The following is a 23,829-nucleotide window of genomic DNA, read 5'->3' as shown; positions in this document are numbered from 1 at the left end:
AATATAAAATAATTAGTAATAAAAAAGCAAAAAATATAAAAAATTAAATAAATAAAGAGGGTAATAAATTACCCTCTTTATAACTAACTCAAAACAAAATGAAGTAAACAATTTCTTAGTATCCAGGATTTTGCGTTACATTAGGATTAAATAATGCATCTGCTGGTATAGGATATAAAGCATACTTAGGATCAGAAGTTGTTGGTTTTAATTCTCTAGGAGCTAAAAACTTTCCGAAACGAATCATATCATTTCTTCTCCATCCTTCATACCATAATTCTTTTCCTCTTTCTAGATAAATACCGTCCAAAGTTGCTGGAGTAGAACCCGCAGGTAATTTAGCTCTTACATCAATTTGATCAAGAATTGTTTTTGCTACGGCTGCTCCTCCTGTACCACCTCTTAAGGCAGCTTCAGCTTTCATTAACAAAGCATCAGAATAACGCATTAATACATAATCATTTTCTGGATTTCCTAAATTGGCAGCATCTGGTTCGTATTTTTGAGTACGAATCCCTGCTGTTTCCAAAGTTTTTCCACTAGTAATCATAGTTAGCTCTTTAGTATAGAATAATGGATTACCATTTCTGTCTTTCAAAGCGATAACTCCTCCGGGTTTATACATTTGTCCATATTGGAACCCAATTGGATTACCAAAATTAGCTATGATTGAAGGCGAAGTATGTTGTCTACGATCATCTGCAGCATCAAATCTATTATAATATTCGGCTACGGTTGCAAAACCATTCCATCCATCAGGAGTTTGATTGTAGTGCATTCCCATTCTCCATCTTGATTGTATTCCTCCACCAGACCCTAGCACATTTTTAGAAGAAAAAATAATCTCGTTTGAAGTGTTATTTGTTGGTGCAAAATTGCTCCAATACTCAGGAGCCAATGAACTTGAAATAGCATCTACATTTGAAATCACTTTATTCATATCAGCAGCATCAAATGTATAAGGACCTGCTGCATTATCAGCATTAAATACTCCTTTATTCAAATACAATTTAGCTAACAGCAAGTGAGCAGCATCTGCATTAGCAATACTAGCATCATTAGCAACACGAGCAGGTAATTTACCAACTATTGCCTCCAATTCACTTATTACAAAAGCTGTAGCTTCTTTTCTAGTCCAAAATTTAGGATTATCTGTAATATCAGAGCCTTCTTCTCTGTAAGGTGCTTGCCCAAACAAATCAATAATATTATAGTAATAAAACGCTCTTAAAAAACGAGCTTGATCTTTTTGAGAATCAGTAGCTGGGTTATAAATAACCAAGTTACAGTTATACACATTAGTTAGCAAGGCATTCCAAGCATTTCTAATCTCTACGTTATCAGATCCCCAAGTATGCACGTGGAATTGTCTCCATTTTGCATTGTCATCCCAGTCACCACCTCTAGTAGGACCAACTAATCCATCACCGGACATCTCATCCAAAGTAAACATTTTGTCTTGGTCTTGAAAACCTCTTAAACCTTCATAAGCAGATTGCAAGAAAGAAGCAGTATTTACAGTTCCAGAACCACTGTTATTTACTACAAATCCGTCTAAAACTTCTTCATCTAAATTTGTACAACTAACGCCTAAAGCTACAGTACTTACAAAAAAGATGCTTTTAATTATATTTATTCTTTTCATTTTTTTCTAAATTAAAATGTTACATTAAGTCCTACAGAAAAACTCTTGTCTTTTGGATATGATAAATAATCCATACCTGCAGAAGGAACTCCGTTAAGGGCTTTATTAGTATCCACCTCTGGGTCAAATCCAGAATAACTTGTGATTACAAACAAGTTTTCACCACTTACAAACAAACGAGCTGAACTTAATTTTATTTTATCCATAAACGCTCCTTTGAAAGTATAACCAACAGTTAAATTTCCTAATCTCAAGAAATCTCCACTTTCTAAGTATTTAGTTGAAGGTGAGTTTGGATCACTTCCATTTTGTGGAGAACTACCAACTTCTGGAGTAACGTTTCTACCCCCGTACAATGCACTTTTGAAAAAGTAAGCATTGGCAGTATTATTATACAAATAATGACCAAAAGCACCATAGAAAGAAACTCCAGCATCTAAATTTTTGTATTTAAAACTAGTATTAAATCCAAGATTAATTTTTGGCAAAGGTTGTTTGTCCAATAATTTTTTATCCGCATTACCTAAACCAGTATCTGATCCATCAGCTGCTGCGTAAATTGAATTACCAGTAGCATCGTACCCTTTAAAATCATACAAAAAGTAAGTATATAAGGGATATCCGTCTTTTATAATCTCAGCATTAGCACCTGACAAACCTTGTCCATTGATACCACCTGCCAGTAAAGAAACTGAACCAAAATTAGTCATTTTATTTTTCAAGAAAGCAGCGTTTATTCCAAAATCCCAAGACATATCATCTTTGTCAATAATTTTGTAGTTCAAAGCAACTTCAATACCATCATTGATTAAATTTCCAGGTAAATTAACACTTCTATTAGATCCTGGCCCTGGTTGCGCAGTAGCTTGTGGTACTGGCGCAATCAAATCTTGAGTATCTCTTTTGTAATAATCCAATGATCCTGACAAACGATTATTTAAAAATGCAAAATCAAGACCTACCCCATATGAAGTGGTAGTTTCCCAACGTAATTCGCTATTTGCACCCGAAACTGTTTGTGGGGAACCACCATTTCCATAATTGGCTTTATTAAGAGCTGAATTCACAGGAAACTCTTGATTTCCAGTAATACCCCAGTTACCTCTTACTTTGATATCATTCAAAGCCCCATCATTACTATTGATGATTTTATAAGCCGCTCCAACTGCTGGGAAATAACCCCATTTGTTATCAGCTCCTAATTTTGTAGATCCATCAGCACGTATTGAACCATTAATAATTAAATTTTTATACAATGTAACTTCTGCCTTAGCAAAATAAGACTGTAATTCAATTCTATTTTTGAATGAAGTAGTTCTAAATTCTTGAGCAATACCTCCTTGAATATTATCAACAAGTAATGTTTGTTCTGGCACATAACCAACTCCTCTTGCATTAGAACCTTCTGTATCATAAGAGTAGTAAGAAAAACCAGCTAATGCATTAAGAGATACATTATCACTGAAATTATTATCATAAGTCAATGTGTGCTCTATTGTTTTATTAAATTTACTTATTCCTGATATTTCTGCAAAACCTCTTTTTGCAATACCTCCGTTAGCAGGATCATTTTTAATTAAATCCTGGCTGTTTATTTTCATTGTTGGTAATAACTGTCTTTTTCTAACTGAATTAGATGATTCAACACCAAATAAAAATTTATATTTAAAATGAGAACCTAATTTCAAAGTTGCTGCAACACTTCCAAGTACTTTGTTTGTTTGCGTATGGTCATCATACGCATTTAACAATTGAACCGGATTCAAATAATCTTCCGCAACAAATGTATAACTACCATCTGGTTGGTATATCGGTAAAGTAGGATTCCAATACAAAGCAGTTCCAATTAAGTTTCCAATATATCCAGCATCATTACTTATCAAAGTTGTTTGATCTTTAAGTCCTGCATATAAAATATTCGTATCTATTTTAAGTACTCCACCAAAAAAGTCATTTGTATTGTTAAATGAAGCAGTATATTTATCGATCCCCGTATTTTTTACGATTCCATCTGTAGAACTTGCACCCAATGAAAGTCTTGTATTAGAGCTATCTGACCCACTGCTTATGGATACATCATTATTAGAAGTAAATCCACTTCTTAAAATAGCATCTTCCCAGTTGTAAGATCTAGATCCTTTGTCTGGCCCTCCAGCGGCTACAAACTCGTCTCCGTTTAACAATCTAAAATCTCCTGACATTGTACTAAATCTCATAGAAGAATTAAATGTTAATGTAGGAACTTTTGTTTTTCCTTTTTTGGTTGTAATCACAATAACTCCATTTGCTCCACGAGACCCGTAAATTGCAGTTGAAGAAGCATCTTTCAAAACAGAAATACTTTCGATATCATTTTGATTGATAAAGTTTAAAGGGTTTCTTGCAGAAGAAGATCCCAATCCTGCCACATCAGAACCTCCTGACGAAACATCTCCACCGTCTAATGGAACACCATCTACAACATATAATGGATTATTTCCAGAACGAATAGATGAGTTTCCTCTAATTCTAACCGAAACACCAGCTCCTGGTTCACCACTAGTTTGTGTCACCTGTACCCCTGACACTTTTCCTCTCAATAATTCTGATGGAGAAGTTGCTGAAATATTGTCAAATTGTTTTGAACTTAACATGTCTACAGCACCAGTTGCATCTTTCTTTTTTACAGAGCCATAACCTACAACAATAACTTCATTCAATTGGCTCTGATCTTGTGCCATTTTTACATTTATAGTGCTTTTACCCCCAACACTTACTTCCTGAGTTTTAAGTCCAATGTAAGTAAAGACTAAGACTGCGTCTGAACCCACATTCTTAATTGTAAATCTTCCATCAAAATCAGTTTGTGTCTCCGTTTTTGTTCCTTTCACTAATATCGAAACCCCAGGGAGTGGGCCACTCGCATCAGTCACCAATCCTGATATATCTTGCGAATATATCAAGCTAGTACATAGCATGGTTATGAAAACCATTAAGCCTTTTTGTAGACTATTTTTCATACGTAATAAATAAGTTAGTTAATAATTTGGTTATTTGTTTAAAATATAAAGTCAAACATAGTTATTTTATTAAGAAAATTTTAAGAAAACCAAAACTATAACGTTGTAGTAAGACCGAAAACGTTTTCGATTTCGAAAATTGAGTGTTAAAATTTTAAGAAATAAAAATATATAATGGAATAAAAAAGTGTAAAAAAAACACATTTAATTATTTTTAAGCATTTTAATTGAAAAATTCAAAATAAAAAGAAAAATTAAATAATTTTAATCCTATTTTACTTATAATAAAGATAGGCACTCAAATTGATTTGATAGCAAAAATCACAAACAACTAACCTACAGCTAATTAATAAAATAATTCCAATTTTTGAGCATAAAAAAACCACAAACCTTAAAGTTGAATTTTCTTTAAAAAATTCAACTTTAAGGTTTGTGGTAATAAAAAAATATTATTTTATTGTAATTATACTATTGTCAGGACCAATTCCTTTTATCGTTAAAGATTTCCATTGTTTAGGCAAAAGCCCTTTATTGTACTTCAATCCTTTATCCGTTTGCTCCACACCTCCAAAACCATAAATAACCGCCTGAAGCATTGCGCCCGCACCAGTTGCAAAATAAGGATTATTACTATTAGCCGATTCCGAAAACACTCCAAATGGCGGACGACTATTAGGCAAATACGATTTTACAAAATAAGCATACGCTTTGTCCTTGTCGCCTAATCTAGCATACAAAACAGATAATACTCCCGAAGCCATAGCGGGTCCATCTTTTTTATCAATTTTTTCAGTGTAATACTCTAAGTCTTTTTCGATTTGTTTTCTATCTGTGATAACATGTAGTGGATATGCCAATAAATTCACATCAGCTTGTTTGATCATTTGCCCTTTGTATCCTTTGTAGTTTTGGGTAATTCCATTTTCAGAATGAATAATTAATTTATTCGAAACATCCAGCCACATTGGATTTATAGGCTCATTCAAAATGGTTGCCGCCTTAATTGTGTTTTTCAAAGCTTCTATAGTCGAAGCATTAGTAAATGCATTATCATCTACATGCTGTGCATACTCGTCAGCTCCAACGACATTTAGAATAGAATAACTACCATCTCCATTTTTGATTACGCGACTTACCCAAAAATCGGCGGTTTCCTTAAGCACTTTGTAGTTTTCTTTTAGCCAAGTTTTATCTTGAGTGTATGAGTAATAATTCCAAAAAGCAATAGCCACATCAGCAGTAATATGTTGCTCAAAAATTCCTGTCAAAGCCCAAGTTGGTGTGGCTTCTTCGCCTGTATCATCCGACTCCCAAGGATACATTGCACCTTTGTACCCATAAATAGTGGCTTTTTGTTTGGCTTTTTCCAAGCGATCGAAACGATAGTCCAAACATGATTTGGCCATATCCGGTTGTAATGCCAAAAGTGTCGGATACATCCAAAGTTCACTATCCCAAAAAATATGCCCATTATATCCTTGTGAAGACAATCCCATAGGAGCAATACTTTCTCTGGTTTCAGGACGGTTGTAGGAATACAAATTAAATAATGCAAAACGAACACGCTGTTGCGCATCCAAATCCCCTTCTATTTGAATATCCCCTGTATTCCACAATTCGGCCCAGGCCTGTTTATGACGATTCAGTAAATTATCAATTCCCTGTTGCAAGGCATAAATAGGTTGTCTTTCGGATTCATTCAATGGATCATTAAAATCCTTGGAAGTGCAGATTCCTCCTGCAATTGCAAATCTATATTGCTTTCCTTTCAGTAACTTTTTCGAAAAGCCTACTTCGTTTCCTGTTTGCTTCAAGACTTCAGTTTCGCCATCAAACAAAAAAGTCGTGGCAGCCGAAACTGTATATTTACCAGTCAATGTTTTTGCAGTTGTCCCAAAAACAGGCATCAAATACTGATTGTCTTTTAACACTCGATACTGACTTTCTGCTTCCTTTAGTTCATCAGGTACCGTCATGTAATTATTAGCCACAATTTCAATGTCTTTTTTGGGAATAATAGTAACAATCGCCATAGCCGAATAAGGCACAGCTCTATTTGCAAAAATTGTATAATTGATAGTAGCAAAATCTTTAAACGAAAATGAAGTGGTGCTTGTTCCTTCTTTCATATTGACAATCTGGCTCCAATTGGAAATATTATCTGATTTGACTTCCTGTGCATCAATACTCAAATGGAGATTCAAAAACTCTATACCGCGCACTATTCTACTGATTCCGTTTTCAGGACTGCTATCATAAACACCATTCAGAATAATTTCCTTGGTTTTTAGAGGGGTATCATCAGTTACAATACCAATTTTACCATTGGCCATAGCCACCCCAAAATAATTTTCTCTAGAATTAGCATACAAATGCCACTCATCGGATTTTTCCTGACCAAACATCGCTGATCCAACCATGAGTATGAAAAACAACCCTTTTACTTTTGAAATCATATATTTTCTTTTTTTTTAGTTATTCAAACTTAAAACATTTATTCTGTAACTCATTGAAATTTAAATCGAAAACGTTTTCGAGGTCCCGAAAACGTTTTCGATTTTTATAATTAGAAATAACTAAAAAAGGAATCCTAAATTTATAATTCCATTTTTTTTTAACTTAAATACAAAAAACAATGCAATTGAAAATCCATCGGATATTATTCGCTTTGTCATTCAATCTACTTGCATTGCTTTTTTCCTGCAAAAAAAAAGAAAATACCAACACAATAACTATTGCTACGACGGAAGCAATTGCAACAGATTCTAATTTGTTTTACAAAGAACCCTTTCGTCCACAATTTCATTTTTCCCCCGAACAAAAATGGATGAATGATCCAAACGGTTTGGTATTTTACAAAGGAACCTATCATTTGTTTTACCAATATTTCCCAGGTGATATTGTTTGGGGACCAATGCATTGGGGACACGCCACCAGTAAAGATTTAATTCATTGGAAACATCATAAAATCGCCTTATTTCCAGATAAATTAGGCCTTATTTTTTCTGGAAGCGCCGTTGTTGACATCAATAACACTTCAGGACTAGGCTCTGTTGAAAATCCACCAATGATTGCCATTTTTACTTATCATAATATGGAAATCGAAAAGGCTGGAAAAATAAATACGCAATCCCAAGGTTTGGCCTACAGCTTAGACGAAGGAGAAACTTGGACTAAATACAAAGGAAATCCGATTATTGGAAACAAGAGTCTGAAAGATTTCAGGGACCCAAAAGTATTTTGGAATCGAGAAACAAAACTTTGGAATTTAACACTCGTTGCAGGTGATCATGCTCAATTTTATAGTTCAAAAAATTTAATTGATTGGACTTACATGAGTCAATTTGGCAAAAACAGTGGCGCTCACGGCGGTGTTTGGGAATGTCCCGACTTGTTCAAACTAAAGGTTGAAAATTCTACAGCAGAAAAATGGGTTTTACTCATCAGTATCAATCCTGGGGCTCCAAATGGAGGTTCCGGAACACAATATTTCATAGGCGATTATGATGGAAAAAGTTTTAAAACCAATCAAAAAGACATTAAGTGGATTGATTACGGAACGGACAATTACGCTGGTGTGACGTATAATAATGCTCCAAATAATGAACGCATTTTTATTGGCTGGATGAGTAATTGGTTGTATGCCAGAAATACTCCAACAAAAAATTGGAGAAGTGCCATGACCTTGCCCAGAAAACTTTCGTTAGAAAAAATAGGTACTAATTATATTCTTAAAAACTGTCCAATCCAACAATTGAAAACAATTATAATCCCTGAATATTCAGAAGAATTATTGAACATTCAAGCAAATAAAAAAATAGCTTTTGAGTACAATCATCTTAATCAATCTCAAATTGATTTTAAAGCTTTAGCCAAAAATTTAAAATTGACGTTTTCAAATGAAGTCAATGACTCATTAGTTCTTATTTATGATCGTAAAATGAATTCCTTTTCAATAGACAGAACCCATTCTGGATTAGTCAATTTTGAAGCCGATTTTGGAAAATCAATTCACAAAACCGAAACACCAAATCTAACAACAACAACTTTAGATTATCAAATTATTTTGGATTGGTCCTCTATAGAAATTTTCTTAAATGACGGAGTTTATGCCTTTACGGAACAAATTTTCCCAAACAAGCCTTATACTAAATTAAGCATACAATCTGATGAAAATCAAGAAATCAAGAACCTGAGTATTGCTAAAATAAAAGGCATTTGGGATACAAACACTTTATTGAAAACCACTAAAAAATAAAAAATGAATAACGTACAAAAATGGTCCATAACGGTAGCGGTCGCTGGGTTTCTATTTGGTTTTGACACTGTAGTAATATCAGGAGCCAACTTACCCATCAAGGAATTATGGCACACAACTCCCCTATTCCATGGATTATTCATTATGTCCATGGCATTATGGGGAACCGTTTTGGGAGCATTGTTTGGTGCGATTCCCTGTGACAAATGGGGAAGAAAAAAAACCTTGTTATGGATTGGAATCCTGTTTTTAGTATCAGCTTTAGGATCGGCTTTAGCTCCCAATCCGTATGTTTTTTCTTTTTTTAGATTTATAGGAGGAATCGGAGTTGGAGCTTCTTCGGTAGCCGCGCCTATTTATATCTCCGAAATTTCAAGTGCCAAAAACAGAGGAAAACTAGTTGCTCTTTTTCAATTCAATATTGTGTTTGGAATCCTGATTGCCTTTTTTTCCAATTATTTATTTGAAGGTTTTGGAGGTGCAAATGACTGGCGATGGATGATTGGGATTGTCGCTTTACCAGCATTAATCTATAGTGTCATCGTTTTTCAAATTCCAGATAGTCCCCGTTGGTTGATACTAAACAAGAAAGATGACGCTACAGGATTGAAAGTCCTTGAAATGATTTATGCTAAAGAAGAAGCTTTGGAAAATTTTAATGAAATCAAAAAAGATGTGGTTGACTCCACCGAAAAAGAAAATTTATTTACCCAAAAATACAAATGGCCAATCGTCTTGGCTTTCTTAATTGCTTTTTTTAACCAACTGTCCGGAATTAATTTTATTTTATACTACGCACCGGAAATACTGGAAATGGCAGGATTAGGCTCGAAAGAATCTTTGATGAACTCGATACTAATTGGTATTGTCAATTTAATTTTTACCATTATTGGCATGCGATTAATTGACATTTTGGGTAGAAAATTATTAATGACAATTGGCAGTATTGGTTATATTTTGAGCTTATGCATAATTGCTTGGGCTTTCAAAGCTAATGCAGGACCTGTCATTTTATTAACATCCATTCTTGTTTTTATCGCTTCGCATGCAATTGGTCAAGGAGCTGTAATTTGGGTTTTTATATCCGAAATATTTCCAAATACCGTTCGTGCTCGCGGGCAATCTTTCGGCACCAGTATTCATTGGATTTTTGCTGCATTAATTACTTTACTTGGCCCAGTGGTTATTGATTTATTTCACGAAAATCCTTGGCCTATTTTTGCGTTTTTTGCTTTTATGATGGTATTGCAATTGGTATTCGTTTTGTTTATGATGCCCGAAACCAAAGGATTATCACTTGAAGAATTAGAACTAAAAATGATAACCGAATGAAAGCAACAAATCAAAAAATCAGTGTGGTATGTTTTGGAGAAGTCTTGTTTGACGTTTTTCCAACTCATAAAAAAATAGGAGGAGCTCCATTAAACGTGGCTATTCGACTGGCTTCATTGGGAATACAATCTCAAATAATAAGCCGAATAGGAAATGACGAAATAGGAAAAGAATTGCTAGAATATATTAAAGACCACAAGGTAAATTCGGATTCCATACAAGTTGATGAAAATCTAAAAACAGGCGAAGTCATTGTAGAATTAAACGAAAAAGGTTCCGCTTCGTACACCATTAATTATCCTGCTGCTTGGGATAAAATTATTGGCACACTAGAAGACGAAATTATTGTGAAAAAAGCTGACGCATTGGTTTTTGGCAGTTTAGTATGTAGAGATGCCATTTCGAAAAACACTTTATTTGAATTAATAAATTATGCAAAATACACTGTTTTTGATGTCAATTTACGAGCACCATTTTATACTAAAGAAGTACTCAATCATCTGATGCATGAAGCCGATTTTATAAAATTCAATGATGATGAAATTTATGAAATCAGTGATTATCTACAATCACCCTTTCATTCATTGGAACAAAACATTCTTTTTATGGCCGAACAAACCAACACCAAACATATTTGCGTGACCAAGGGTAATCATGGAGCCGTTTTGTATTATAACAATCAATTCTATTACAATAGTGGTTACAAAATAAAAGTGGCTGATACTGTTGGAGCTGGTGATTCCTTTTTGGCTGGCCTTTTAAGTAAATTATTAGCCAAAGAAGACCCGCAAAAAGCTATCGATTTTGCTTGCGCCATCGGGGCATTAGTAGCACAAAAAGAAGGAGCCAATCCTAAAATCAACGAGTCAACTATAGATTCTTTTATGAATCCAATAAAAAAATAAACAACAACTAAAATGAAAAAGAACATCACAATTTCGCTCGTATTAATTACACTAATTAATATCTTTTGCAATACTATGACAGCTCAAGAAAAAAAAGCTCCTATTGACAGAAAATGGTGGAAAGAAGCGGTCGTTTACCAGATTTACCCGCGCAGTTTCAAAGACTCTGATGGTGACGGCGTAGGCGATTTGAAAGGAATTATTTCCAAACTGGACTACTTAAAAAGTTTGGGTGTCGATATCATTTGGCTGAATCCAATTTACAGTTCTCCAAATGCAGATAACGGTTATGATATTTCCGATTATCAAAATATTATGAAAGAATTTGGCACAATGCAGGATTTTGATGCTTTGTTAAAAGGAATGCATGAACGAGGCATCAAATTAGTCATGGATTTAGTTGTAAATCACAGTAGTGACGAACACAAATGGTTCCAAGAAAGCCGTAAATCTCGTGACAATCCATACCGAGATTACTACCATTGGTGGCCGGCAGAAAAAGGAAAACCAGCGTTTCGCCCAGGAGCTTTTGAAGCCGATGGAAGTGGTTGGAGATATGACAAAACCACCGACTCTTATTACCTTCATTATTTCAATTTCAAACAACCCGATTTGAATTGGGAAAATCCAAAAGTAAGACAAGAAATCTACAGTATGATGCGTTGGTGGCTGGACAAAGGTATTGATGGATTTAGAATGGATGTGATTCCTTTTATTTCCAAAGATCCAAGTTTTCCAGTAATCACTCAAGCAGAATTAGACAAAAACTATCATGGCCGTTGGGACGTTTATATGGGAAGCGGGCCGCATTTACACGAATACCTTCAAGAAATGAATCGTGAAGTTTTGAGTAAATACGATTGCATGTCATTGGCCGAAGGTGCCGGAATGCTAACATCAACAGCGTTGAATTTTGTGGATGCCGACAGAAAAGAATTGAATATGGGTTACCATTTTGAAGGAACCAATTTAGGTTACGTTCCTGGCTATTTCAAAAAAGCAGGGCCATATTCTTTAGTCGATTTCAAAAAAATCTATTCAGACTGGGATGCCGTTTACCAAACCAAAGGTTGGGGAACCATCTATTTAGGCAATCACGATCAACCTAGAATGGCAACAAGATGGGGAAATGATTCTCCTGAATTTCATGATTATTCCTCTAAATTGCTGACTACCTTTTTACTATCAATGAGAGGAACTCCTTATTATTATAACGGAGATGAAATAGGAATGGTAAATGCCAAGTTTGACAAAATTGAAGATTATCGTGATATTGAAGTTTTTGCTGAATACGAAAAAGTAAAAAATGCAGGCGGCGATTTAAAACAATTCATTGAAGATCAAAAAACCGGTGGAGCCAGAGACAACGGAAGAACGCCTTTTCAATGGAATGCTTCCGCAAATGGTGGATTCACGACAGGAACTCCTTGGATAAAAGTAAATGACAATCACATTACTTTGAATGCTGAAGCGCAAGATAAAGACCCCAACTCGGTGTTGAATTATTTTAGAAAAATGGTCAAACTTCGTAAAAATAATCCTGTGCTGGTTTATGGAAAATATACACTTTTGGACAAAGACAATCCAAATGTATATGCCTACACCAGAGAATTGGATGGCAAGAAAGTATTGGTACTATTGAATTTTAGCGCTAAAAATGCTTCCGCAAATACTGGAATCAACATCTCGAAAGCCAAAGTTTTAATCAACAATTATGCAACGCCATCAAAAACGGGAGAACTTAGACCGTATGAAGCGATACTTTACCAACTTTAAAACTAAAGTAAACATGAAGTTAAATCACTTTTTATTTTTATACGTAGGTTTAATCTTAATCTCATCTGCTACTCTTACTGCTCAAAACAATAAGACGCTACTATTGAAAGACGTAGACACAAAATGGTGGAAAGAAGCTGTAGTGTATCAAATCTATCCACGCAGTTTTAAGGATAGTGACGGAGATGGCGTTGGTGATTTGAAAGGGATTATTTCCAAACTGGATTATGTAAAAAGTCTAGGAATTGATGCGGTTTGGCTCAATCCTATTTATGCCTCGCCAAACGACGATAACGGCTATGACATTAGTGATTACAGAGCCATTATGAAGGACTTTGGAACCATGCAAGATTTTGATCTTTTATTGAAAGAAATGCACAAACGTGGCATTAAACTCATAATGGATTTAGTGGTAAATCATAGCAGTGATGAACACGAATGGTTCAAACAATCCAGAAGTTCGAGAGACAATAAATACCGAGATTATTACCATTGGTGGCCAGCCGAAAAAGGAAAACCTCCTTATAGATGGAGCTTTTTCGATGTAAATAGTGATGCTTGGAAATACGATGCTCCAACCAATTCGTATTACCTTCATTATTTTTCACAAAAACAACCCGACCTCAACTGGGAGAATCCAAAAGTCCGAGAAGACATTTATGATATGATGCGTTGGTGGCTGGATAAAGGCATCGATGGATTTAGAATGGATGCTTTTCAGTTTGCTGCCAAAGACACTACTTGGCCAGAACTACCAAAAGGATATGAAAAAGACATTATAAAATACTACGGAGTAGGACCCCATTTACATGATTATTTGCAAGAAATGAATAAAGAAGTTTTTAGCAAATACGATATTATGACCGTTGCCGAAGGTGCTGGAAGTTCTCCCGACGACGCCATGCTTTTTGTTGATCCTGCTCGAAAAGAATTAAATATGGCCTATCATTTTGAAAGTGTAGATATTGGAAAACATTTAAGTGATTTTGGGCTGGTCAAATACAAAGCTATTTTTTCTCGATACGACCAAGAATTTAAAGACAAAGGTTGGTTGGCAATTTTTCTTGCCAATCATGATCAACCGAGAATGGTGAGTAAATTTGGCAATGATTCACCCGAATTTAGAGCAATTTCATCCAAAATGCTTTCCACTTTTTTAATGACAATGAGAGGAACTCCCTATTATTATTACGGTGATGAGTTAGGAATGGACAATATACGTTTCGATAATATTGACGATTACCACGACCTTGACACCCGCAATAAATATATTGCATTAAAAAATAAAGGCGGTGATTTGAAGGCTTTTTTAGAAGAGCAAAAACAAACATCCAGAGAAAACGGAAGAACTCCTTTTCAATGGGATTCGAAACAAAATGCAGGTTTTACAACTGGAACACCTTGGCTTAAAGTCAATCCAAATTATACTATCGTAAATGCTGCCCAACAAGAAAAGGATCCTAATTCGACATTGAATTATTTTAAAAAATTAGTTCAATTACGTAAAAAGGAACCCACCTTGATTTATGGTAAATTTGAATTGGTAGACGAAAACAATCTTGCTATCTTTGGTTATACTAGAGAATTAAATGGCGAAAAATTGCTAATCCTTTTGAATTTCACTTCTAAAAATGCTTCTGCAAAAACAGGAATCAATCTCAAGACAGCTAAAGTGTTAATGAACAATTATTCTACTCCATCAACATCTAAAGAATTGCGACCTTATGAAGCCATAATTTATCAGTTGTAAATCAAATAATTATTAAATCCATTTATTTTGAACACCCCATCAAACCCAGACAAACAAACCACTATAGTTTCAAAAATAGATAAAAAATGGTGGAAAGAAGCCATTATTTATCAAATATATCCTCGCAGTTTCAAAGATAGTAACGGTGATGGAATTGGTGATTTAGAGGGAATTATTTCCAAATTGAATTACCTCAAAAGTTTAGGAATTGATGCTATTTGGATTAATCCCATTTATGAATCTCCCAACGATGACAATGGATATGATGTGAGTGATTATTGCTCAATTCTAGCCGATTTTGGCACTATGGAAGATTTTGATTTACTGATGAAAGGGCTACAAGAACGTGGAATCAAACTCATCATGGATTTGGTATTCAATCACAGTAGCGATGAACATTTTTGGTTTCAGGAAAGCAGAAAATCTAGAGACAATCCTTATCGCGATTATTATTACTGGTGGCCAGCCGAAAAAGGAATTCCTCCCTATCGATGGAGTTGGTTTGACGTAAACAGCAATGCCTGGAAATATGACGAAACTACTGATGCTTATTACTTGCATTACTTTTCACAAAAGCAACCTGATCTCAACTGGAACAATCCAAAAGTACGTCAGGAACTATATCAAGTAATGCGTTTTTGGCTAGACAAAGGCATTGATGGGTTTCGAATGGATGCGTTTCAGTTTATTTCGAAGGATGATTCTTTCCCAGAATTGCCATCTGAGATTTTGGGTAATATCCCCGAAATTATGAAATTTTATGGAAGAGAACCACACTTACACGAATACATTCAGGAAATGAATCGCGAAGTTTTGAGTCAATACGAAGTTATGACGGTATCCGAAGGCGCGGGTGCTTCTCCCGAAGAAGCGATGCTTTTTGTAGATCCAGACCGAAATGAACTGAGTATGGCCTATCATCTGGAAGGCGTTGAAATTGGCAAACACTTGGACGAATATGGGTTTGTAAACTACAAAAAATTATATTCCAGATGGGATGAAGGGTTCAAAGACAAAGGATGGCTTTCTATCTTCTTGGCTAATCATGACCAACCCAGAATGGTGAGTAAATTTGGAAATGACACTCCCGAATTTAGAGAAATGTGTTCCAAAATGCTTTCCACATTTGTCATTACGATGAGAGGGACGCCTTATTATTTTCAAGGAGATGAGTTAGGAATGATCAATATTCGCTTTGACAACATTGATGACTATAATGATATTGACACGAAAAACAAATACATCGCTTTACAAAACGAAAACGGAGATTTGAAGGCTTTCCTTGAAGAACAAAAACAAGCTTCACGAGAAAATTCAAGAACACCGATGCAATGGGACAGATCAAAAAATGCAGGTTTTTCAGATGGCAAACCTTGGCTAAAAGTAAATCCTAATTATAAAACGATTAATGCCGAAGTTCAAGAAAAAGATCCAGATTCAACTTTAAACTATTTTAGAAAACTTGTTCAATTACGCAAACAAGAACCTGCTTTGGTTTATGGAAGCTATACTTTATTAGACGAAAACAACTCGAAAGTTTATATTTATTTAAGAGCATATGAAGCTGAAAAAATAATTATTCTACTTAATTTTTCATCAGAAAATGCAAAGTATAATTGTGGCTATAATCTAGAAAAATCAACCATATTACTTAACAATTATTCAACTTCAAACAAAACAAATGAATTGAGACCTTTTGAGGCACTTGTTTTGGCACTAAATGAGTCTTAATTATAAATTTTAAGCATAAACATTAAAAATCAATTTGCGAAAATGCAATCAAACAAACCAAAAAAACACATTTAAAAACAAATAACAAAATAAATTAACTTATTTTTTAACATATTAAAAATTATTTCTTAATTTTTTATTTTAATTAACAACAATCAATATTAATTGTTATTTTTGGAACAAATGAAAAAAATAGCCTACATATTACTATTCACAACACTAATTGTAACATTGTTTTACAATGCATTGGGATATCGTATGCTTTTTGCTTTTGACCAAGAGCAGGAATGGGTAACTGCTATGAAAAAAATTCCAGACCCTGAATTTAAGGTAATTCGCCTAAACGCTTCATTATACACTTTTGCAGATGATACGGAATTAGAATATGTAAATGAAAATATTTCAATCAACAATAAGAGTTACCATATTTTCAAAAAACAAATCAAGGACAATATTCTTAATTTGTATTATCTACCTAATGTTAATTCTTCCTTATCAACCCAAGAGATTGAAAACATAGTTGATATGCAACTTTTCAATTCTAGCAATGAAAATAAAGGAGCTTCAAAAAAAATCGTTAAGTCTTTTACGGTAGATTATTTTATACAATATCCAGAATCTATTACAATCAATAATACTACAGATTTCAAATCAATCCCTTTAATTTCTTTTTCAAATGAGAAATTGCATGCTGGATTTGTACCTTCATTTTACTCTCCGCCAGACTTAGTTTAGTTTTTCTTATTTATAGAAAAAAGGCAAAGACTACTTTTATTTGAGATTACCATTTATTCGTATTTATTATAAATCTTTTCATGATCAATCATCAATTGTGATGAATGAAATTATTCTGGATGGACATATTTAAAATATTCGATTAATTGGATTCAAACAATTTCCATTTTCGCATTTTAGGATTTAATTGTTAGCAAACTCAAATTTACGGTTCTCCCTTTTTTCTTTCCAACTTAAAAAATCAAAAAGCCTATCGATTGGAGCTAAAATTATTTTTAGTTCACACAAAACAGTTTTGTTCAAAACAAACCTGTTCCATAAATCACATAGGTCCAAAACTAAACAAGTAAAATCAAAATTTTGAAAAAATCAAACCCTACTATATATATTACATTTACCCTAATACTATCATTTTTCACGGCCTTTCAGTCTCAAAAAATCAATGCTCAAGGTTGTGTAGCTGTACGACAAATGGGAGGACTCAATATGACGTTGACCAACTCCTATAATTTAAACAAGGGTGATTTTCAAGTAGGTGGAAATTATCGTTATTTCCATTCTTGGAGACATTTTGTTGGCAAAGAAGAGCAACCACAAAGACAAACCACTGGAGGAGGACTGGACGAAAACGGAAACGAACGTGGTAATGCCGTTAACATCTATTCACATGCTTTTGATTTAAACATTTCTTACGGATTAACCGACCGCATTCAGTTGAACGCCACATTGCCTTACGTTAACAACGAACGTTCCCAAGTTTTAAAACAAAATCCAACAACCAAAAACTATCGCTATAGCGTATATGCTGATGGAATAGCAGACATTCGCTTGAGCGCTAATTTTTGGATATTTGATCCCTCAAAAATGCCAAAAGGAAATATCATGGTAGGTTTAGGAGTAAAACTAAACAATGGTAGCCATGACGAAATGGACAATGCACCACAAACCGACGGAAGCATACAAAATGTTGTAATGGACCAAGCAATCCAACCTGGAGACGGAGGAGTAGGTATTATATCAGAACTTCAACTTTTTAGAAAATTAACTGATCGCCTTTACGGTTTTGCCAATGGATATTACTTATTCAATCCAAAAGAATCTAACGGCACATTCAAATCAGCCCCAAAAGCAGGTCTAGAAGGATATGAAATATATGCCTGCCCTGATCAATATTTTGCTCGTGGTGGATTGATGGTTGCCGTAGACAAAAACCAGAATTTCAATGTTTCTTTAGCTGGTCGTATTGAAGGGATTCCAGCATATGATGCATTTGGCGGACAAGTTGCCTATCGTCGTCCTGGCTATGTCATAGCTGTCGAATATGGTTTTGCTTATACATTAGGCCATCATGGTTTTAGTTTATTCATTCCTTACAACATTGTAAAAAACCGTATTCAAAGTGCAGCAGATATTGCTACACAAGATTTAGCAAACTCTAAAATAACCGATCCTAGTAAATACGTTCACGTACAAGGCGACGCTGCTTTTGCCGATTATTCCTTTAATGTGGGATACTATTATCGATTTGGACTTGGAAAGAAAAAACACGTAACAGTTAATTTATAAGATTTAAAAAAGAATTAAAACATGAAGAAAATTTATTTAGGTTGCTTTTTACTAGGCACTTTTTTTGCAAATGCTCAAACAGAGATTGATGCGATTATGATGAGCAAAAACCGATTCTGCGTTGGTTCCGTTTACCAATACAGCAGTTGGGACAAGTATTGGGAAGGAACTAACAAAAGAGAAAATTTGAATTTGGGCACGGTTTCTACTCAATCCATTGGAGTAATGGGCAACTATGGAATTACGGACAAAATCAATGTTCTTTTTAATATCCCTTATGTAAAAACAAATGCTTCAGCCGGAACCATGAAAGGACAAGAAGGCATCCAAGACCTCTCTTTGACAGTGAAATACATGCCTTTTGAAAAGAAAATTAAAAATGCTACTTACTCTTTATACACTATTGGCAGCTACTCCACTCCGGTTTCCAACTATGCTGTTGATTATTTGCCATTAAGCCTAGGTTTAGGCAGTCAAGTAGCCACCTTTCGATTGATGGGAGACTATCAGCTAGGGAAATTTTTTGCCACTTTTTCAGGAGCTTATTTATTCAGAAGTAATGTCAATATTGAAAGAAACACTTATTTCACTGATGAGATGCACTACACTAATGAAGTGGATATGCCTAATGTAATCAACATAAATGGTAGAATTGGTTATCGTTCTGACCGATTAATTGCAGAAGCAATTATTGACAATTGGGTTACGCAATCTGGCGGATTTGATATAACACAAAACAACATGCCGTTTCCAAGCAACACCATGAATGCTTTACGATTGGGAACAAACATAAAATACACTTTAAAAAAGATTCCAGAACTCGCCTTTATTGGAGGAACTAATTATGTGATTGACGGCAGAAACGTAGGTCAATCAACTAGTTTTTACGGAGGTGCATTTTATGTAATCAATTTTAACAAAAAAGCGAAATAAGATGAAAAATAAAATTCAAATAACTCTTTCAAAAAGTCTCTTAATACTTTTAGTAGCATTCAACTATGCCTGCAACGATGACATTTCTGAACGTAACAATCAATTCCCTCAATTAAACCCAACAAACGCAGACGAGCTTGCTGGAACATGGAAACCTATACTATTAACCGCTCCCGATGAATTCCCATTAGATGCTCCTATAGCAACAACATTACCAGCCTACACTAGAGAAATAAACGAAATAAAAAGCTACCAAGCCAATATCACCAAAGAACAACAGGCCATCATTGACTATTGGAGTGCTGGCGGAGTCTTGCGTTGGAATGAAATCATGAGAACTCTGGTTGCCAAACACAATCGCCCACCTTTTCAAAATCCTGATGGAACCTACCCTATTCCTTCTGGCGCAAATCCTTTTGCAAATCCAGAATTTCCATTTTCAAATCCTCCATATTCTGCCAGGGCTTATGCTTATGTAAGTGCCGCACAATATGACGCAATGATTGCTGCTTGGCATTACAAAAAACTTTATAATAGACCAGCTCCATTTGTTGTAGATGCAACTTTACCTGTTTTAATTCCAAAAAGCAGTTTACCATCTTATCCTTGCGAAGATGCTGTTTTGGCAGGCGTTACTGTTGAATTATTAAAATTATTATTCCCAACCGAAATTGCTTTCATTCAAGAAAAAGCAGAAGAAGAAAAACTATACCGTATTATTAGTGGAGCCAATGTTCGCAGCGATGTCGATGCTGGAATAAGTTTAGGACGAAAAATAGCCGCCAAGTTTATCGCACGTGCTTCAACAGATGGGGCTGGGGCTGCTGTAGGAAATCAAGACTTATGGACTCTGCTCGAAACACAAACTGCGGCAACAGGTGAAACGCCTTGGAAATCATTAGAAATGCCAGCAAGACCTCCAATGTTACCTTTGTTTGGAAAAGTAAAATCTTTCTTGATGACTCCTGCTATGGTTGTAGCCAGTCGTCCAGTACCGCCTCCTTCCACAAAATCGGAACAATTTGCAAAAGAATTGGCAGAAATAAAAGCATTTAGCGAAGACAATTCTAAAAAACATCAAGAAATTGTTACTTTCTGGGCTGATGGTGTTGGTACTTACACTCCACCAGGACACTGGAATGCCATTGCTTCAGAAGCATTTGTAGAACAAAACTATAGTGAAGTAAGATGGGCTAGAAACATGGCTTTATTAAACATCTCCATGATGGATGCAGCTATAAGTTGCTGGGATGCTAAGTATTTTTATTTTAATCCAAGACCATGTCAAATGGATCCGTCCATAAAAACAACAACTGGCGTTCCAAATTTTCCGGCATATGTATCTGGACACTCTACTTTTAGTGGAGCAGCCTGTACTGTTTTGTCTCATATTTTACCAGCCAAAGCAGAAAATTTCAAGACTTTGGCCAAAGAAGCATCAGACTCTAGAATGTTTGGAGCCATTCATTACAGAAGTGATTGCGAAAAAGGTTTGATTCTTGGCGAAACAGTTGGTAACTTTGCAGTGGCAAGAGCCAAAACAGATGGAGCCGAATAATTTAATTTATCGAGCACAATATATTATTTAGTTACACAGTCTTAGATGGATAAAATTATGGGTCTTTAATTGACTGAACACTCTTAAAACCCTATTTTATTTAGTTAATAGTTTGGTTACTATGTTTAAAAACAAATTCTAAGGCTGGTAACTATTTAAATTACCTTCAAAAAAAAATGCTTTTACAGCAAGGAAGCACCTTTTTAGGGTAAGAACTTGCTTAAATTCCCACAAAAAACTAAAAGTTAGTGAAATAATTTTAATAGAAACTCAACATAATATTATATACTTTTTTTATTAATTGATTATTAACTATTTAAAAAAAAATCAATTTAATATTTTAAGTAAAGTTAATTTCAAACTGTTACTTGAAAAATGGAAATACAATAAATAAATTGTATGTTTGTTTTTCAAGTAACAGTTTTTTTTAATTAGATTTTTACATCTGGGTTTACTATTATGAAAAACGCAACACTCAAACAAATCGCTGATCAGCTAGGTATTTCCATCACTACTGTTTCAAAAGCGATTAAAAACTATCCCGATGTAAGCCCTGCTACAAAAAAAATGGTAGTTGACTTAGCTACTTCTCTAAACTACACCCCAAATAGCTTTGCCGTAAACCTTAGAACCAAAGAGTCCAAAACCATTGGAGTAATCATACCAACTGTGGATTATCATTTTTTCTCTAAAGTATTCCAAGGAGTATTGGAAGAAGCCGAGAAAAGAAATTATTTAGTTATCATTCTACGATCTAATGAAAAATTAGAATTAGAAAAAAAACAACTTGAATTACTATTAAGCAAAAGAGTCGATGGAATTATCATTTCACTATCCAATGAAACGGGTGAATTTGATCATATAAAAAACGTACTTGCACAAAATATCCCTTTAGTCCTTTTTGATAAAATTGCCAAATTAGTTAATTGTTCCAAAGTAACCATAAATGACAGAAAAGCGGCTTATGATGCAACCGCTTACTTAATTAAAAAAGGACGTAAAAAAATTGCGCATTTCCGTGGATCTTATATGCCTCAAAACTCAATTGATCGATTTTTAGGATACAAGAAAGCACTTGAAGATCACAATATTCCTTATGACCCATCTTTAGTTTATGTTTGTGACAACAATACCGACTTAGAAGACGGTTATGCAAATGCGATAAAAGCCATTGCTGAACACCCTTATTTAGATGGGATTTTTACTGTAACCGACATGGTTGCAGTTGGTGTTCTCAAGTACTTAAATGAGGTAGGTATTTCAATGCCAAAACAAATTGCCATTGTTGGTTTTTGTAATTCATTTGTCACCGAAGTAACCACTCCAAGACTGTCAACAGTTGACCAACCAGGATTTGAGATAGGCAGAGTTGCTGCATCGGTTTTGTTTGATGAAATCAATTCAAAAAAACGAAATGAGCCTATTGTTTTTCAATCTATAGAATTGGGAACATCTATTTTAGAAAGAGAATCCACTTAATTGGTTATTCGATTATAATTAATATATTGCCGAAGCATTTTAAACACCAAAACTTAATTTTAAACTTAGTTTAGCCTCTTTTAATTATGAAAGACATTACTCTTAAAGAAATAGCGACTACATTAGGAATTTCAATTACTACGGTTTCAAAAGCTTTAAAAAACTATCCAGATGTAAGTGCCAAAACCAAACAGGCGGTAATTGACCTTGCCCAAAATTTACATTACACCCCGAATAGTTTTGCCGTAAACTTACGAACGAAAGAATCCAAAACCATAGGTTTGATTATTCCAGAGGTAATGCACCATTTTTTTTCGAATGTAATTAACGCCATTATAGACGAGGCTGAAAAAAATGGTTATTTGGTTATCATCCTACAATCAAATGAATCTATTGATTTAGAAAGAAAACAAGTTGATTTATTAATTAACAAAAGGGTTGATGGTATCTTGATGTCTTTGTCCAATGAAAGTAATTATGATGATCACATCCAACAGATTATAAATAGAAAAATTCCTTTTGTAATGTTTGATAAGATAACCAAGTTGGCTTCTTGTTCTAAAGTCATTATAGATGATCAAAAAGCCGGTTTTAATGCTGTTCAACATTTAATAAATATCGGATGCAAAAAAATAGCACATATTCGTGGACCGCTTAATCCGCAAAATTCCATTGATCGTTTTATTGGATACAAAAAAGCATTAGAAAAAAACAACATTCCATACGATTCAAACCTTGTTTATACTTGTGACAAAGTATCTTTTCAAGAAGGTTACGATTTTACAGCACAAATAATAAAGGAACATCCTGATGTAGACGGTATCTTTATTATCACTGATTTAGCTGCTTCGGGTGTTATATCATATTGCAACGAAAACCAAATTAAAATACCCCATCAAATTGCTGTAATTGGTTTTAGCAATTGGTTCATGTCCCAAGTAATTTCACCAAAATTAAGTTCAGTTGACCAACCAAGTCATGAAATGGGAGTTGCGTCCTTTAATTTATTATTGGAAGAAATGAACGCCCATAGAGATGAACTACCTTTTACACCAAGAACCATAGAACTGGAAACCAATATTATTATACGAGAATCAACTACTCGCTAAGTATATCTAAAAAAGCTTATCTCTGAATTACTTCACAAAGAAGCTGATTTTCA

Annotated in this window: 15 protein-coding genes; 12 read left to right on the top strand and 3 right to left on the bottom strand. The window is 34.5% G+C overall.

What is annotated here, in order from left to right:
- Positions 1–115: 115 nt before the first annotated feature.
- The 3 genes from HQN62_RS04750 to HQN62_RS04740 all read right to left on the bottom strand — a co-directional run bounded on the left by HQN62_RS04750 (position 116) and on the right by HQN62_RS04740 (position 7,100).
- Complete coding sequence (locus tag HQN62_RS04750; RefSeq protein ID WP_173503505.1) at positions 116–1,645, bottom strand: RagB/SusD family nutrient uptake outer membrane protein; 1,530 nt, start codon at positions 1,643–1,645, stop codon at positions 116–118.
- An 11-nt stretch (positions 1,646–1,656) separates the two neighbouring features.
- A complete protein-coding gene (locus HQN62_RS04745; RefSeq protein WP_243412064.1) occupies positions 1,657–4,644 on the bottom strand; it encodes a SusC/RagA family TonB-linked outer membrane protein in 2,988 nt (995 codons plus the stop codon).
- A 449-nt stretch (positions 4,645–5,093) separates the two neighbouring features.
- A complete protein-coding gene (locus HQN62_RS04740) occupies positions 5,094–7,100 on the bottom strand; it encodes a kojibiose hydrolase (RefSeq protein ID WP_254454481.1) in 2,007 nt (668 codons plus the stop codon).
- Between the two features lie 179 nt (positions 7,101–7,279).
- Between HQN62_RS04740 and HQN62_RS04735 the strand changes: the two genes are divergently transcribed.
- The 12 genes from HQN62_RS04735 (at position 7,280) to HQN62_RS04680 (ending at position 23,776) form a co-directional block, all read left to right on the top strand.
- The gene (locus tag HQN62_RS04735; RefSeq protein WP_173503504.1) at positions 7,280–8,902 is read left to right on the top strand and encodes a glycoside hydrolase family 32 protein; all 1,623 of its coding nucleotides are present in this window, start codon (positions 7,280–7,282) and stop codon (positions 8,900–8,902) included.
- Positions 8,903–8,905: 3 nt separating this feature from the next.
- Positions 8,906–10,234, top strand: a complete 1,329-nt coding sequence (locus HQN62_RS04730) for a sugar porter family MFS transporter (RefSeq protein ID WP_173503503.1) — start codon at positions 8,906–8,908, stop codon at positions 10,232–10,234.
- Entirely contained in the window at positions 10,231–11,139 is a 909-nt protein-coding gene (locus HQN62_RS04725; protein ID WP_173503502.1) for a carbohydrate kinase family protein, read from the top strand. The genes HQN62_RS04730 and HQN62_RS04725 overlap by 4 nt, the downstream gene beginning before the upstream one ends.
- A gap of 12 nt (positions 11,140–11,151) precedes the next feature.
- The gene (locus tag HQN62_RS04720; protein ID WP_305798027.1) at positions 11,152–12,915 is read left to right on the top strand and encodes a glycoside hydrolase family 13 protein; all 1,764 of its coding nucleotides are present in this window, start codon (positions 11,152–11,154) and stop codon (positions 12,913–12,915) included.
- 13 nt (positions 12,916–12,928) lie between these two features.
- Positions 12,929–14,665 (top strand): glycoside hydrolase family 13 protein, encoded by a 1,737-nt coding sequence (locus tag HQN62_RS04715; RefSeq protein WP_173503501.1) that lies wholly within the window; start codon positions 12,929–12,931, stop codon positions 14,663–14,665.
- Positions 14,666–14,692: 27 nt separating this feature from the next.
- Positions 14,693–16,396: a glycoside hydrolase family 13 protein gene (locus HQN62_RS04710; RefSeq protein WP_254454480.1), complete on the top strand. Its 1,704-nt coding sequence runs from the start codon at positions 14,693–14,695 to the stop codon at positions 16,394–16,396.
- Between the two features lie 183 nt (positions 16,397–16,579).
- Positions 16,580–17,131 carry a hypothetical protein gene (locus HQN62_RS04705; protein ID WP_116796206.1) on the top strand — a complete coding sequence of 184 codons (552 nt, stop codon included), beginning with the start codon at positions 16,580–16,582 and terminating at the stop codon, positions 17,129–17,131.
- 360 nt (positions 17,132–17,491) lie between these two features.
- Complete coding sequence (locus HQN62_RS04700; protein WP_173503500.1) at positions 17,492–18,697, top strand: hypothetical protein; 1,206 nt, start codon at positions 17,492–17,494, stop codon at positions 18,695–18,697.
- Between the two features lie 21 nt (positions 18,698–18,718).
- Positions 18,719–19,630, top strand: coding sequence for a hypothetical protein (locus HQN62_RS04695; protein WP_173503499.1), 912 nt, complete (start codon positions 18,719–18,721; stop codon positions 19,628–19,630).
- Between the two features lies 1 nt (position 19,631).
- Positions 19,632–21,188 carry a vanadium-dependent haloperoxidase gene (locus tag HQN62_RS04690; RefSeq protein ID WP_173503498.1) on the top strand — a complete coding sequence of 519 codons (1,557 nt, stop codon included), beginning with the start codon at positions 19,632–19,634 and terminating at the stop codon, positions 21,186–21,188.
- Positions 21,189–21,647: 459 nt separating this feature from the next.
- Entirely contained in the window at positions 21,648–22,667 is a 1,020-nt protein-coding gene (locus HQN62_RS04685) for a LacI family DNA-binding transcriptional regulator (RefSeq protein ID WP_116796210.1), read from the top strand.
- An 86-nt stretch (positions 22,668–22,753) separates the two neighbouring features.
- The gene (locus HQN62_RS04680; protein WP_116796211.1) at positions 22,754–23,776 is read left to right on the top strand and encodes a LacI family DNA-binding transcriptional regulator; all 1,023 of its coding nucleotides are present in this window, start codon (positions 22,754–22,756) and stop codon (positions 23,774–23,776) included.
- Positions 23,777–23,829 lie beyond the last annotated feature (53 nt).

Origin of the sequence: Flavobacterium sp. M31R6 (assembly GCF_013284035.1) — a bacterium.
In the GTDB taxonomy this organism is placed as follows: Bacteria; Bacteroidota; Bacteroidia; order Flavobacteriales; family Flavobacteriaceae; genus Flavobacterium.
This window is presented reverse-complemented; position numbering and strand designations above follow the sequence as displayed.

What these genes read in the sequence shown, in the direction of transcription:
- HQN62_RS04730 (WP_173503503.1), top strand. Translation starts at nt 8,906, where the DNA reads ATGAATAACGTACAAAAATGGTCCATAACGGTAGCGGTCGCTGGGTTT.
- HQN62_RS04705 (WP_116796206.1), top strand. Translation starts at nt 16,580, where the DNA reads ATGAAAAAAATAGCCTACATATTACTATTCACAACACTAATTGTAACA.
- HQN62_RS04680 (WP_116796211.1), top strand. Translation starts at nt 22,754, where the DNA reads ATGAAAGACATTACTCTTAAAGAAATAGCGACTACATTAGGAATTTCA.
- HQN62_RS04695 (WP_173503499.1), top strand. Translation starts at nt 18,719, where the DNA reads ATGAAGAAAATTTATTTAGGTTGCTTTTTACTAGGCACTTTTTTTGCA.
- HQN62_RS04715 (WP_173503501.1), top strand. Translation starts at nt 12,929, where the DNA reads ATGAAGTTAAATCACTTTTTATTTTTATACGTAGGTTTAATCTTAATC.
- HQN62_RS04685 (WP_116796210.1), top strand. Translation starts at nt 21,648, where the DNA reads ATGAAAAACGCAACACTCAAACAAATCGCTGATCAGCTAGGTATTTCC.
- HQN62_RS04720 (WP_305798027.1), top strand. Translation starts at nt 11,152, where the DNA reads ATGAAAAAGAACATCACAATTTCGCTCGTATTAATTACACTAATTAAT.
- HQN62_RS04690 (WP_173503498.1), top strand. Translation starts at nt 19,632, where the DNA reads ATGAAAAATAAAATTCAAATAACTCTTTCAAAAAGTCTCTTAATACTT.
- HQN62_RS04725 (WP_173503502.1), top strand. Translation starts at nt 10,231, where the DNA reads ATGAAAGCAACAAATCAAAAAATCAGTGTGGTATGTTTTGGAGAAGTC.
- HQN62_RS04745 (WP_243412064.1), bottom strand. Translation starts at nt 4,644, where the DNA reads ATGAAAAATAGTCTACAAAAAGGCTTAATGGTTTTCATAACCATGCTA.
- HQN62_RS04735 (WP_173503504.1), top strand. Translation starts at nt 7,280, where the DNA reads ATGCAATTGAAAATCCATCGGATATTATTCGCTTTGTCATTCAATCTA.
- HQN62_RS04740 (WP_254454481.1), bottom strand. Translation starts at nt 7,100, where the DNA reads ATGATTTCAAAAGTAAAAGGGTTGTTTTTCATACTCATGGTTGGATCA.
- HQN62_RS04750 (WP_173503505.1), bottom strand. Translation starts at nt 1,645, where the DNA reads ATGAAAAGAATAAATATAATTAAAAGCATCTTTTTTGTAAGTACTGTA.